Raw genomic sequence first — 13611 nt, 5'->3', positions numbered from 1 at the left:
AGCTGATCAGATCGTAGGTTCTTGATTTAGTTCCATTGAATTACGCAACAAAGCCCCGCAACAACAGCACGTTTAGAGCTTGCGTCCCACTGATTTAGTTTAACTAGATATTTGCCTTGCTCTTTTAGTTTGTACTCCAACTTAAAGACAAAACTATGCCATGAGGCGTCCGCTATGTGTTTCGCCAGTTTGCGGCTTTTCATCATGTTTGTTGATTTCAATGTCTCAATTATCACCGCTTGGTTTTCGTCAACGAGAGTTCGAGAAAGCTTATGTTGAAAATCAGCACGAGCGTTAGCCACTTTTTCGTGGCATTTGGCAACGAGCAATCTAGTTTTTGCTCGATTGGCACTGCCTTTTGCTTTTCTAGATAGCTGACGCTGCTTTCGTCTGAGATTCTTCTCAGCACGTTTTACAAATCTTGGGTTAGCTGTCTTTCTACCGTTCGATTCAATAGCAAAATGAAATAGACCTAGATCAATACCAGTTACCTTGCTTAACGTAATGCTCTTAACCTTGCCTACAATCTCACGGTGATTATTCGCCTCTACAGGCTTTATTTTCGGGAGTTTGATGCACCATCAAAGACTTTTACACCAACACAGTGATAGCTCGATTGCTTACCGTGTCTACGTTTGAATGTGGGTACTTGGCTTTCAACTTCGGATTAAAGAAGTTATCAAAGGCTTGGTGACGATTGAGTACAGATTGCTGCAAGACGGTTGAATCATCTTGCTTCAACCAGTGGTATTTACGCGATTTCTTGGCAACTGCAAGTAGTGGCTTGATGTCCTTTTTAGGATTCAGTAAGTTTTGAAAAAATCACCACTCCAAGACAAAGTTGCTTGGTAGTTACAATACGCATAATCGCCTGGTGCTCACAAAGAGCAAAAGCGTTGCTCGTATAACAAACCCGAACCGATTGAATGCCGAAAACGACTGGAATATCGAAACAAAATTCAGACCTATTGATGGCCTTACCTTATGAGGGTTTGATGCCGTCGCGCATCAGCCGACCTTAATCGTTATACAGACAAGAGAGTAAACCTTTGGCCGACGCGCGATGCTCGGAGGTTGTTTCTGTCGTCTTTTCCGTTTTCTTCGCATAGGCGTCGTCTTCTCGCATTTGTTTAATGGTGGTAGCACAGTCACACACTCTGATACTCACCCCTCCCCCCGGTGCCTTTAGTATTAAGAAGTCGATTGAATTCACCCAAATCACGTGCCTGGATATGTCAGAGGAAACCGTAGAACGTATTTTCATGTGACCCTCTAAACGCCAAAACGCACATCAAAACAAAACCCTGAGCACTTAAACGTCCCCTCCTCCGTTTGCACGAATCGCAACGCTGGAAACACAGACCCGTAAGTGGTGTACAGAATAATGTGATCCGCTCGCTCGTGAAGAAACCATTCACCAAAGCCAGCGCCATTTAATTCAATGAAAAAGTCACGGATTTCATGGAAAGCAAAACGACGCGACACCAATTGCGGAAACTGCTGCTTGATAGCTTCAACGAACCCTTGGCCTTTTAACGACGCGATATCAGCCTGTTGCTCTGGCGACTGACGACGACTGAACATTTTTAAACGCTGGATTTTGGAAACCCAATCAGACTTTCTTTTCGCCTCATCACGACACTTTTTGACTTGATAGCGCAACTTCAAGACCGCCAAAGATCTAGAGACATCATTTTTTGGTGAGCTTTCGTGCCCAGCGGCGAAACGCTGGTCGCTGAACTTTGATTTAGAGAGAGTTAGGCTTGAGTGTCGTTGTACCATGAGGAGTTTCCTTTCTGTTTGAGTATCACTTTTATGGAGCCGCTTGGCTGTCCGGCAAACGTTCTTGGTTCTCAAGGACAAGGGCGCGAAGCGTTCATATACCCTTGTCATTGGGGTTCAGAACGATCACGGTTAACAGCCTGTGAGCCCATCAAATGATGTGAGTCGAAAGGGAAATAGGCACATAAGACAATAAGCCTTTACTCGAACTTAATTAAAGTCAGTGAAAGGAGTGAGGAAGCGCAAGCGTTCTGGCCACGCCTTCGAAATAGGACGTTCTTCATCTCAAAGCCAGCCTCAGACAATTCTAGAGGGGTGATGAGGCTACCTTTTGCTCCGGTAAAGTGATTAGCTAAACAAACGAGGTCTTCCACGATCACCTTGCTTGGTCCGTTGCCATTGTTGGATCACTTTTTCATCAATCCAAAATGTCAGCCGACCCACGATTGCAGGGGTTGGGGTGTAGATTTAACCACACTGTATTTACATTAATATCAAATTTCTCTTTTACAGGGGTCCTGTCACCCCCAAAATACAGGCTAAAAATAACAATAATCTAAACTTTCTTATCTTGCTATCGCTTCAATTAATGCCAACCCACCACCTAATCGCAAAATTTTTGATTTAAAAGACTAGTAAAATCAAAGAAATGTCATTCTCAATACTCGATTGGACTCACTTGTAAGGAAAACATAATTGATAGTTAATTTATTAGTATTCGGTCTGCATTAAGAGTTAGGTGGAGCCTCGTTTAACTGATTTTAATCAAAGGTAGTAATATATGTACACAAGGACAAGAATACTGTTCTATTTGAGTTGTTTTTTTCTCTCCTTTAATGCTAGAGCGATCGATTTATCAAATAGTTACGTGACATTTTATGAGGGACCACAATTGAGTGATCAAGCATTTCTCTACCCTATACTTAGAGAGAAAGATACTCGGGAGCTCACCTATCTTGATGACCTCATTTTAGATTCTCTGAGAGGTGGGAAGTTGGGTTATCAATATTTTGATTCCGGTGGAACGAGCGCAACTTGTCAGGGGTCCAGAGGTGGTTTCATACCAATAGGCAAGAAAACCACCGTAAGAAATCTTAGAGTCCCGTCTTGCTACAACAGCTTAATCATGCGTACGCGCTTATGTCTTTATGACAAGGACAACAAGTATATTGGAGGAAATTGTACAGACTCTTACTATGGCCATACTTTTAATCCTTTAACAGAGAAGCCTAGTGACTATAGGTACAAGAAAAATGGGACGTTTGAGGGATGTGAGTTGAACCCGGTAAAAGTAAAGCTAAGTGACATCTATGAGGATTCGGCTTTAGCCCCTGAGGCAATACATACGTACTTTCCTATTGGAACTTGTCGCGCGGTGCATTTAGAAAGTCCTGACTATAAAAGTTTTACCTCGATTCTCTCTCAGATGCATCCTAAAATATATAAGCGCTTAGGACCTAAGTGCACAGTTCTAGAAACTGAACCAGTGTCTCTAGCCCATACTAATGGGACAGTTATTCATCCTAGTATCAAACCTACAAAAGTAGGTTGCTTATAATTTTTTGCTATGTGTAGTGGTCAACTGAAATTGGCCACGGTTTTAGAGGGTACCCAAGACAATCTCTCTGATTCATTAGGTGTGAGGCCACCATTATAGTGATGTGGCCTCAATTGGCTGTAATAGCCAATGATGTATTGGATAATTTATTGTTGAGCCTCAGAAAAGCTACGATAACCTACTGTTGGGATCCACTCCGTCTTTAAGCTTCTAAAGAAACGTTCCATTGGAGCATTCTCCCAGCAATTTCCTCGTCGAGATAAACTTTGTTTTATCTGAAAACGCCACAGTAACTGACGATATTTTCTACTCATCTAGTGACTATCTTGCTCGCTGTGGAATGTAGCCCCTTTAGGCTTTCCTATACTGATGTCTCGGTAATTGACAGCTAATCGAACCAAGCGTTTTCATTAGCTTTGTTGCTAGATAACGGCTCAGAGCTACGCCTTGATTTATCACCAGATCAGCAATAGTTCTCGCTCCCGAAGAGCCATTGCTTACCGCTGCGGTCCTCACCTCGCTTGCGGTCACCCCCTCATAAATTCCGTTGTGGAAGGTCATTAATGGCGACGGCAACATACAGCGATAACACTTCATACGATGTAAGCGATTCCTTGACGTGGACGTCGAATGAGCTGAGCACGGCAACGATGACACCTACTGGCTGGTTGTCAGGGGTTGCGGTTGGCAGCACGACAGTCACGACAGCTGAAGATGGAGGCATCACCACTCACACAATCGACGTGAATGTGTTCACATGTAGAGTTACTGGATCTTCATGTCTTGAGAGCTTCGATACTGGGAGTAGGAAGATGTTTATCAACTCACCATCAAAAATATTCCTAAATAGCCTCGGCGGAGAAAATATTGGTTTTACAAAAAAAAGGAGTTAAAAGGGTTATTTAATACATACGGTAATATGTTTATCGTGCGAGTCTAGGCGCTCAGGATAAATTACTGGTCAGGGACGAATCGAGGTCCTGGTTTGAGTGTAAGACTCAAAAATGGCAGCGAAGGAACCAGTATGCCAGACAACGAGTTTTACGCCCCCTGCGTCTCAGACCCTTCACGGTTGAACCCTCGCGCTTGTGATTCTAGCCCTAAACCACCGACTAAAGTAGGGGGTTCTTTGTATAGTTTTGATGTCTTCCCAACCTCGCCCCTTTTTTCATCCCAGTCTTCATAGCAACTAGAATCAATAGCTCTAGGGTGACCACGTTCCAAGAAAGCGGCGCAATCTCGCGTCATAAGCACCGCCTCCAGCTCCCCGTATTTGTTTGAGTAAGATCGGGAGCACTTATCTCTACGCACGTTTTTGTCTTGAATGAGACCTCGACTTGCTTTGCTCTGAGGCTGATACAAGTATAATCCGGACAAATGAGCCAACCTAAATGTTCAGGCGTCCTAAGTGAGACTTTCGGAGTTTTTCCTGGCGTTTTGCTTTTAGTTGGCGAACCCACGTAGACTTACCCACATCCATGAATTGGGCTGCTTCAATGACCGATTCAAAAAATTAAATTTTTATTTAATTACCTATAATTAAATAATTAAACCATAGAAAAAACTTTAACATTCCATTCAATTTATTTGGGAAGATAACTCCTTTAAAACCTAAAACATTGGTTTCGCTCTCCAGTTAAATAGAGGGGGAATTTAACTATGAAATTATTAATTACTCTTCATAAGGTTGGAAAATTTTGGGGGGTAACCCTAGGCCGTGGGATTAAAAGCTAGCTCCCAGATTCGCTTGATAGAGTGCACCTCTCTTGCAAAGGGCTCGTTATAGTGAGCCTTACCAGCGCAGCACGTTCGCGAAGTGAGCTTAAACGACCAACATGATAAAAGCGGCAAGAACTGCCTTATGGTTATTAATTTTTTGGAGTTTACGATGCGGTTAGTGATTTCAGCTGTGGTGGTGGTTTACATAGGCTATTTCTTTCCAAGTTATGTCCTGCTTGATTACTACCTGAGCATTACCCGAGAGTGGGCATTAAATCCGACTTTGGATCGAGCACTCTACTCTGCTTTCGCCTACTATTTTCTACCTGTTATCGCTTTTTTCGTGCTATTTGTTAGTGCTCGGCGAGATAAGCATTGGAAGCAGTACTTAACCTCTTGGCCCAGAAACGTATGTACATGGGGTGAAGGCGCGTTGATATTGATTGGGGTGATTTCATTAAATTCCGTATCAAATTATCTTCAATATATTATTTTTGATTGGTTTTCCCCGGGATCTTGGCAGGCCCAATCCTACAATTTTACCCCTTTATTTTCGGCCTCTGATGGAGTAATTGATTGGTCGAGTGTGTTGCGAAGCGCTCTAGACGGTGTGCTCATTTCTCCCGTGATAGAGGAGCTCCTGTTTCGTTATTTGTTGTTTGTTATTTTCAGGTCCATTTTTGGGGTTACTAACGCCGCATTACTCTCAAGCTTAATATTTGCTTCAATACACCAGTGGGCGCTGGACGCATTTATGTCTGGGGCGTTTCTATGTTGGGTCTTTGAGCGATATCGCCGCCTAGGAGTAGTCATTGTCATTCATGCTTGCCATAACCTGTTTATTTTACTTTATGATCTTGTCTATTATTTAAGCACTCAGCTTCACTTTAACCCTTGGGAGGCGGTTGATATTAGTATTATTGCGTTGCAAGTGGGGTATCTAGTGATTTTTTCACTATTTATTGATTATCAGCGTAGAGGGTTTAAGGAGAGGTAAGGTTTATACGGGGCGGTCTACTTTACGCCTTTATTTTAAATTCACTTGGTTGAGTTTTAGCGTGCTTTGGTTGTCAGCCACTTTTCTCCTCCATCATAAAAGTGAAATGAACGCTACGCGATTTTCACAATGAAAACAGTGCTGCCAAGAGGGAGTAAGGAAAGGATATTTAAAAGTTAGTGAGTGGTCTAAGCAAGCAATTGTCTTGCCTAGCTTCTCCGTTCCCTTCAAATCTCATTTTTAATTATAGTTAAATAATAAGTGTTTTTTTACCCAATCCTATAGCTTTGTTGATTCATCAAAAACCTATGGTTAAATAATATGCGAAAAATAATTGAAACTCAGTCAGCCCCTAAAGCTATTGGCCCATACTCTCAAGGGGTGATTTCTGGAGGGCTAATTTTCACTTCCGGACAGCTACCGCTTCACTCACAATCAGGCTTGATGGTTAAATCCTGCCTTGAAAAACAAACGACTCAATGCCTAGAGAACATGAGAGCCATTTTGCTACATGCGAATACTGATGTGTCAGACGTAGTGAAAACAACCGTTTATCTTACCGATATGGTGAGCTTTTCAATTGTGAATGAAATTTATAATGATTTTTTCATTAAACATGGTGCCAATTATTTTCCCGCAAGAACCTGTATCGAAGTGTCAAAACTCCCTCTCAATGCCATGATTGAGATAGAGGCCGTTGCTGTCGCACCTTAGCCGTTAACGTTTCGTAATTTTTTAGCTCCAGGGTGCCTATGTCGTAATTGTCATCAACAGCGCGAAAAATCCGAATGAGAGCATATTTGGTACGCTTAACTACTGAGCAAATTGATTCCTTAAAATCAAACTTAGATAGTACCTTCTATTGGTTTCAAGAAGGTACTGTGCTCAACTTCCTTGCGATAGCAAAATTAAAGAGCATGTTGTAGAACTACTAAAACATCGAAAATAAGACACCTAACAAGGCCATCTATACCTCAGGAGGAAAAATGGAAAAGGTCATCCGAGAACTGGCTAAAGAAGTAGGTCGAGTTATTCAAAAACCAGAAATGAAAACTGACTTTGTAATCAAAGGTCTCGGCATACGAAGAGGTGAAGAGGCGTTAATCTATCGTATTCCCTCTCATTCTAAAAAAGCGTCTTTCTATGAAAAAGGAGTGACTCTCTCTGAATTCCAGTTCGCTTACGTACATTTAAAAGAATCGGGTTATTTTACGAGAGCTTGGTTTAATAAAAACCTCTCTGCTTGTGCAAAAGAAGGGGCGTGCAATTTTACAACAATAGGCGGGGTTTTTAGCATTTTAGGTGTGGCAGAATACACCTCAAAGGCGACCTATCAATTAAAGGCATAACAAACTGTTTAGTGTAACTCCCAACGCTTTGCATTTCTCTCCACTAAACTTACTAGACTCAAGTGATTCAATAGTATCACTTGAGTCTTCTGTTGGAGTCCTTCTCATGAAAGTCGAGCTTGTTACTTCCCTTAAGCGTCAAGCGACCAAAACCCTCACAGACCTAGCCAGTGCTGTTCACCGAACATGGGACCCCCTCTACGTATCTGGTTGATGTGGACACCAGTTTATGCAAAACCGTTTGGCTATTCTCGAAGGGCTTGCTGGCGGTGAACTCGCAATCTCAAAGGCAAAGCACTGGGTCCTGATGAAGCAAGGAAAAATGTCAAAATGGCTGAAGGGATTTGGAGTGAGCCCGCGTTATCGACTCTCAATAATTCGCGGAATACATTGCCCTTGAAAACCTGCTCGCTGCCAAACAACTCGTTCAAAACATCTTCGAAAGAGTCGAACGCCTCAGCTAATTTCCCGAGTCTGGGCGTCTTCCTCCTGATCTTAAACACCTCAATTCTCGTGAATTCGTGGTTAATCCTTGCCGTGTTTTTTACCAAGCTAAAGGTGTGCATCTTTAGTTCAGCTGAACTAACCGTTGAACTAAAAACGTCTCAAGACGCTCTTGAAGTACTCGACCGTGATCAGTTTACCTTAATGAACGACCCCACGGCTATACGGCTGAGACGGGAAAAATTATCGTTATAAAACAAGGCAAAGTGACGTTTTCTGTTGAGGCCCAGAGGCTCATCAGCCCGTTATTAACTATCACGAACACCACCGCTGAAAATGTGTTGCTCACTTAATGAGACGGAGCGGAACAATACGAAAAGCGATTGCTTAAAGTGATAGAAGGCTTAACTTGGCGACACAAACGGTAAGTATTTTAGTTCTTCCCCAAGTTTGGATTTTAAAAAACTCAATTATACCGTTAATGAGATGAAATATAATGTGGTGCGGTCTTACGCAAAAAGCATTCAAGCGCTAGAGTAGAATGCCCCGATGGACGGACATTATGCAAATTTTCGACAACAAGATGGTGCGAGAAAAATGACAGTGTTGGTAGACAATATGACCGTTATTGCAAGGATTTAGCAAAGCTAACCGTCCCCGAATTAACTGCGCTCACCAAGGAGCATGGGGAGTTCTATTCATACTTCCCAACGCTTCATTTCTTTTGGACGTCGAGTAAAATTGCGCCAGAAATCACCACGCAATCCGCCGGCGCTTCAGAGTTTCTGTCTATCACTTGGTTCTCAAGAATTTCAAACATCCATAAGAGCCATTCTTCTCTGGCCATCTGTGTACGGAACATTCAAGTTCCGTCGGCAACGCTATCGAAAGGCCGAGGGCTGGCTCGGCTTTTCAATGTCTTTATTAACGATGTTTACTGGGGCTCCAAGGTTTCGCCAGAGCGATGAAAACGGGCTGGAAATTTACTTCTTTCTAGGGCCACTCTGTATGAGCCTCAGCGATCCGAGGGATTTGGTTTCCATGAATTGACCCATTGCCGCCCAATGGGCAATGGTTTGGGACGGGGTCAGTCCAGAGCTTTTGGCGGCTCTGAGTGCTTGTTTGAACAACACTTGATCGATATAGACACTCACTTTCATCACTAATCCTTCTTGTTCATGCTTACTTTATTTAAATTTACTCGGAACCCAAGATTTTGCCGCTAGAGTTTATTTTAAAACCGTCCTAATAGGGCTCGATCGGCAAATAACCACGCCCCTCAGCGCTCGGGTTGCTCGTCCTTGACCGTGATTTGAATCTTTTGGGTGGGTAATTTTAAAATTAATAAGGCTAGACGCCGTCAAAAACGGGCAGCGCTTCGAACAGGACTAGTACGTTGATAACGATGATGCTCACACCGTAGATAAACACACCAACCAACACCAACTCTCCTCCAGGCACTTGGTAAGCCTTCGATTTTTTCTGATCTTCTTCACTCTCTTCAAGGTTGTTAAACGCTGGTCTTTGTAGTCTCGATTTCCTTACTAACAATGCCGGTACGATACATGCCCAAATCGCAGCGGCAGACGCTGCATAACCAATTGCGCTAAGAAAACCAAAAGGAAAAAGAAGAGAAAAAATAAGAGGCGGAATAAATGTAACCGCCCAGGTCTTGGTTCTTCCTTTGGAGGTAGCATCAAATTGAAAAAGATCGGCCAAAAAATCAAACACACCCAACCCTACCCCAATAAAACTCGACAAAATGGCCGCCGCTGAAAAAGCACTAATGACATTTGATAGGGTTTCTTCAGCCAACACTGCTTTTAAGCTGATGAGTAAGATGTCTATATTTCCACCTTCTGCAATTATAGGGCCGAAGCTAATTCTTGGTAAATTACCATAGATACTTAATAGCCAAATGGTGTAGATAAAGAACGCCATGAGCGTTCCGCCTACAATCGCCCTTTGTGCGAGCCTTTCATCAAGGTAGTAGTCTCGCAGAGTGGAGACGCTGTGCTGGTATCCAAATGAAGTTAAAGCAATAGGGAAAAACCCCCATACGTATTGCGCATACTCAAACTTTAAGTGAGCAGTATCCAACAAAGTAACAAGATTAACATTAAACCAAAGGCCAGCAGTCCCAAAAATAAAGCTGATAATCATAAATAGCATCAACACCATGGAAATGCGGTCAACTGTTTTTGTTGAATGCCAAACTAGTCCAGAAAAGATAAGCACAAAAAGGATAGAAGCTAGTTTAGGGGAAAGGCCAAAGTACTCCTTAATGATCAGTCCAGATGAAGTGATGTAAGCGTACAGTAAAATCCCTCCCACAAAGTAGATCATTAAGTTATTAAAAAAATTAACCTCTTTTCCTAACAAATCTTTTGTGATGGAAGAAAAAGACGACCTGTATGGATAATCTTTTAAAACTTCGAGTAACAGACAACCACTGGTTGTCATAATGAGCATAGTGAAGAGCAAAGCCATTAAAGCCCCGATGGTCCAGACCCCAGCCCCTGCAGCGGGAAGTCCAAGCATACCAGCGCCGACGCAAATGCACGCGACAATACAGGCTCCTCCAATCATTGAAGGCGGGGTTGTGCTCCTTACCTGTTTCATACTAGACATAAATAAATACCTTTCTTTCGTTAGTTCAATTGCTCTTATTAGACTGCTCCCCTTACAAGCTAGGGAGGCACAAAAAAGCGCTAGAACCTAGAATCTAGAACTTAATTTTAGGAATGACATATTAATTAAATTCTAAATTAGCCTAATATTTCTACCTATTTAACCTAACTAAAAAATATTGTTTCGATGTTGAGTGCAGAAGGTGTCAAAATCGGGGGGATTTAAGGTTCGTCAGAGAATGCGTGAAGCTGGTTAATGAGTAATCAGCCAGGTTCGCATAGATATAAACATGCAAAATTGGAGAGGCTAGACGCGATGATCTTACTTAGATTGGGTCTGGTTCAAAGTAGACCTACTTAAGCCGACGCGTTGTGGAATGGTCTTTATCAGATAAGCCTGATGCCACAATTTCAGGCAAGGAAAGATATGAGCTATTACTTGATGAGTTACTACAATCGGCCTCGGCCTCAGCACGCAACTCATGGGCTGTCGCCAGTAAATGCCGAAAATAGGCTTAAATCAGTGTCCGAAATGTTGACCACTTACACTTAACAGAATAACGTCTATCTTTTGGGGGGTCAGCGTGGTTTTTGTCTACGAGAGTTCGAGAGAGTTTGTGTTGAAAATCAGCGCGAGCGTTAGCGACTTTTTCATCGCATTTAGCTAATAGCAATCTAGCTTTACGAGATAACTACTTCTGCTTACGTCTGAGGTTCTTCTCAGCACGCTTTATAAATCTGGGGTTAACTGTCTTTCTGCCGTTCGATTCAATAGTAAAGTGAGACAGACCAAGATCAATACCTGTCACCTTACTCACTGTATGAAGCAAACTAGGCGCTTCCACTCCATCATCAACAAGGATAGATGCGTAGAACTTACCTGTTTTACTCAATCTGACAGTAATACTTTTAACTTTACCTACAATTTCACGGTGAATGTTCGCCTCTACAGGTTTCATTTTCGGAAGCTTGCGGTACATATGCGACTTTAAATGTAGAGCTTTGTGGTTCGCAAAACGCACAACGCCAAACTGAGCTATTAAAAACTCAGATTGCTCTTACGTTGGGTAAATGCGTGCCTTAGTTGCTCTTAACACTCAAAATCCTTAACTGTATTCATGAACAGTCTTATATCAACTGCTTCGGGCTGTCTATCTTAAAGTGCTATCGCACTTTCGCCTTATCTCCCCGCCCTCAGAGCTGGCGAGGGTTTACGGCGTGATTGCTAAAAAATCAATTACTCCCAGGACTGTGAAAATTCTTGATCTTTAAAGGCAGCAGCGAGGCCTGTGACTTGTTGTAATCGTAGAACTTCATCTTTATCCATTCCCAATTCGTAACAAATTTTATGATTTGCCCATCCCATCTCTTTGAGTTGAATAATCAGATCTGCAATCAGTTCAACTTGGTGTGAGCCACGCGCCAGGTTATGGCGAACAGAAGTCGATATGCAATTTTCTTCAGGCAAATTAAGGACCACCGCGGGGATGTACCCCGTTAGGGTTTGCAGATCTGGGTGGTTCAATAATAATTGATAACGATGAAACCCATCGATGACAACGTATTTTTTGACCGAAGCATTCAAACGATTAACCAAAATAGGCATAGTTAAACCATTTTTCTCCATCGACGTTTTTAGGAGTTTGCTTTCTGGAGGCGCCATTTTATTTGGGTTGTATTGATTAGCTTCTATTTCATCAAGTGGGATCATTTCAACATGACAAGCTGGCGGTAAATCAGGAATAAGCTCGATGAGTACTTTGGCTGCTTTATTGTAAATTGCGACCTTATCAATGACTTGTTTGTCCGTGTTATTGATAGATTTCAACGGCTTCTTGGTGCGATGCTGATAAGCTAGAGTAGGTTCACTTTCCATTCGTATCACTCTTCTTCTCCATAGAGGGCATGGTATTGTTTTGCTAAGGACTTGTTGTACCCAAAAGAGAGTCCTCGGCACCAATAGTCATTTTTAATCAGTACTTTACAAATTCTTCTCCAACTAGGAACTTGCTTCCTAGATTCCAATTTACTCTCTGCGTAATCAGGGATGCAGGTCACTCCTTTTTGAGGACCGTTTTTACGCCACCACTGTAAGAACTTAAAAATTCGGTCTCGGTAATGTTTTTCTACATGTGGCGGCATGGTTTTCAGAAGGTATTTACTGTATTGCCGGTAGCTAAGCCCCGGTGGTAATTCAAAGCGATAATAACCAAGGATACGCCCCTGACTTTTTGAGTATCGAGCACCAAAGTTACATCCTTCTACTCTGGCAACTAATTTTTGCCAGGTATCAGGTTCTAATATTTGATATAGCCACAGCCCTTTTCTTTGCTCATCTCCAAAAGGTTGGCAAAGCCGCTGCTGTGAAAGAGGGACGCCGGCCTTATGCATTAAGTCGTAAATACGGTTGTAATCCCAACTAAAGCGGTAATTCGCAACCCAAATATCTTTAGTTTTCCAATCGTATAAGGGATAAGCCATATACACATCTGGCTGCATTTTAGTCGTCCAATATTTATCTGAAAATTTTTTTTTGGACCTATTTTTAATGGTATTGAAGCGATGTAAAGACTCATCAGCACGTATACCGATTAACACAGCGATTGGCTCACCCCTTTCCTTTTGGTACCAATGAGCAAACTTAAAAACAAAGTCTTCAAACTCCATCCCGTTTTGGAAAAAAGGGAATACATCCGGGTTTGAAATCACGCCTTTATGCGGTGGTCGGTCCCTGACCCATTGCGCTTCTTTAGCAGGATCCCAACAAAGCCATTTAGGTTGAAACTGTGAGATTGAATTCCTTAAGCTGAGCGGTAAACAAACCCAATAGGGGTTAATTTCTCCGTCCAGTACCATGCGCTCAATGAAGGCATGAGTTTCATGATACTGAGCTTCAAAGTCCACGATGAGTACATCGACAGGTAATCGACCACGCTTTTTCGCTTCTTGAATAGTCAGATTTAAAAGGACGCCAGAGTCTTTCCCTCCAGAGAAGGAGACATAGAAATGGTTAAAGTTGTCGAAAAGATAGCAAATTCTTTGTCGAGCGCCTTCAAGCACATTGTATTTTTGCTGAATTTTATCTCGAGAGAAATCGCCTTCTCTTCTTTTTTTATTGGCAATCATGATTTC

At 42.3% G+C, this 13611-nt stretch carries 9 protein-coding genes and 4 pseudogenes; 5 read left to right on the top strand and 8 right to left on the bottom strand.

Going from position 1 to position 13611, the window contains the following annotated elements:
• Positions 1-26: 26 nt before the first annotated feature.
• From ACED53_RS16865 to ACED53_RS16850, 4 genes and pseudogenes are all read right to left on the bottom strand, one after another.
• Positions 27-506 (bottom strand): RNA-guided endonuclease InsQ/TnpB family protein, encoded by a 480-nt coding sequence (locus ACED53_RS16865; RefSeq protein WP_371715273.1) that lies wholly within the window; start codon positions 504-506, stop codon positions 27-29.
• Positions 507-1272: 766 nt separating this feature from the next.
• Positions 1273-1782: a hypothetical protein gene (locus ACED53_RS16860; protein ID WP_102258285.1), complete on the bottom strand. Its 510-nt coding sequence runs from the start codon at positions 1780-1782 to the stop codon at positions 1273-1275.
• Between the two features lie 1578 nt (positions 1783-3360).
• Positions 3361-3844: pseudogene (locus ACED53_RS16855) on the bottom strand (integrase core domain-containing protein); the annotation flags it as partial.
• Between the two features lie 884 nt (positions 3845-4728).
• Positions 4729-4844, bottom strand: a pseudogene (locus ACED53_RS16850) (IS3 family transposase); the annotation flags it as partial.
• Between the two features lie 384 nt (positions 4845-5228).
• Between ACED53_RS16850 and ACED53_RS16845 the strand changes: the two are divergent.
• From ACED53_RS16845 to ACED53_RS16825, 5 genes and pseudogenes are all read left to right on the top strand, one after another.
• Complete coding sequence (locus ACED53_RS16845; RefSeq protein WP_102258283.1) at positions 5229-6056, top strand: CPBP family intramembrane glutamic endopeptidase; 828 nt, start codon at positions 5229-5231, stop codon at positions 6054-6056.
• Between the two features lie 321 nt (positions 6057-6377).
• Positions 6378-6770, top strand: coding sequence for a Rid family detoxifying hydrolase (locus ACED53_RS16840; protein ID WP_016800045.1), 393 nt, complete (start codon positions 6378-6380; stop codon positions 6768-6770).
• 272 nt (positions 6771-7042) lie between these two features.
• Positions 7043-7405: a hypothetical protein gene (locus tag ACED53_RS16835; protein ID WP_016800046.1), complete on the top strand. Its 363-nt coding sequence runs from the start codon at positions 7043-7045 to the stop codon at positions 7403-7405.
• Positions 7406-7511: 106 nt separating this feature from the next.
• Positions 7512-7745 (top strand): annotated as a pseudogene (locus tag ACED53_RS16830) (prevent-host-death family protein); the annotation flags it as partial.
• A pseudogene (locus tag ACED53_RS16825) lies at positions 7736-7965 on the top strand (type II toxin-antitoxin system RelE/ParE family toxin); the annotation flags it as partial. The pseudogenes ACED53_RS16830 and ACED53_RS16825, both read left to right, overlap by 10 nt.
• A gap of 1234 nt (positions 7966-9199) precedes the next feature.
• Here the strand turns inward: ACED53_RS16825 and ACED53_RS16820 are convergent.
• The 4 genes from ACED53_RS16820 to ACED53_RS16805 form a co-directional block, all read right to left on the bottom strand.
• Positions 9200-10480 (bottom strand): aromatic amino acid transporter, encoded by a 1281-nt coding sequence (locus tag ACED53_RS16820; RefSeq protein WP_029222809.1) that lies wholly within the window; start codon positions 10478-10480, stop codon positions 9200-9202.
• 691 nt (positions 10481-11171) lie between these two features.
• Positions 11172-11438 (bottom strand): transposase, encoded by a 267-nt coding sequence (locus tag ACED53_RS16815; RefSeq protein ID WP_240798348.1) that lies wholly within the window; start codon positions 11436-11438, stop codon positions 11172-11174.
• A gap of 278 nt (positions 11439-11716) precedes the next feature.
• Positions 11717-12355, bottom strand: coding sequence for a ParB/RepB/Spo0J family partition protein (locus tag ACED53_RS16810; RefSeq protein ID WP_016800051.1), 639 nt, complete (start codon positions 12353-12355; stop codon positions 11717-11719).
• 5 nt (positions 12356-12360) lie between these two features.
• On the bottom strand, positions 12361-13605 hold the full coding sequence (locus ACED53_RS16805; protein ID WP_016800052.1) for a DUF3440 domain-containing protein: 1245 nt from the start codon (positions 13603-13605) through the stop codon (positions 12361-12363).
• Positions 13606-13611: the final 6 nt, after the last annotated feature.

The organism is Vibrio sp. 1F169, assembly GCF_041439605.1.
Lineage (GTDB): Bacteria > Pseudomonadota > Gammaproteobacteria > Enterobacterales > Vibrionaceae > Vibrio > Vibrio tasmaniensis_A.
Note: the sequence above shows the minus strand (reverse complement) of the source record. Positions and strands in the feature narration are given on the sequence as shown.

Excerpts from the sequence above, each read along its gene's own strand:
- ACED53_RS16860 (WP_102258285.1), bottom strand. The coding sequence starts at position 1,782 with ATGGTACAACGACACTCAAGCCTAACTCTCTCTAAATCAAAGTTCAGC.
- ACED53_RS16820 (WP_029222809.1), bottom strand. The coding sequence starts at position 10,480 with ATGTCTAGTATGAAACAGGTAAGGAGCACAACCCCGCCTTCAATGATT.
- ACED53_RS16840 (WP_016800045.1), top strand. The coding sequence starts at position 6,378 with ATGCGAAAAATAATTGAAACTCAGTCAGCCCCTAAAGCTATTGGCCCA.
- ACED53_RS16835 (WP_016800046.1), top strand. The coding sequence starts at position 7,043 with ATGGAAAAGGTCATCCGAGAACTGGCTAAAGAAGTAGGTCGAGTTATT.
- ACED53_RS16805 (WP_016800052.1), bottom strand. The coding sequence starts at position 13,605 with ATGATTGCCAATAAAAAAAGAAGAGAAGGCGATTTCTCTCGAGATAAA.
- ACED53_RS16815 (WP_240798348.1), bottom strand. The coding sequence starts at position 11,438 with ATGAAACCTGTAGAGGCGAACATTCACCGTGAAATTGTAGGTAAAGTT.
- ACED53_RS16845 (WP_102258283.1), top strand. The coding sequence starts at position 5,229 with ATGCGGTTAGTGATTTCAGCTGTGGTGGTGGTTTACATAGGCTATTTC.
- ACED53_RS16810 (WP_016800051.1), bottom strand. The coding sequence starts at position 12,355 with ATGGAAAGTGAACCTACTCTAGCTTATCAGCATCGCACCAAGAAGCCG.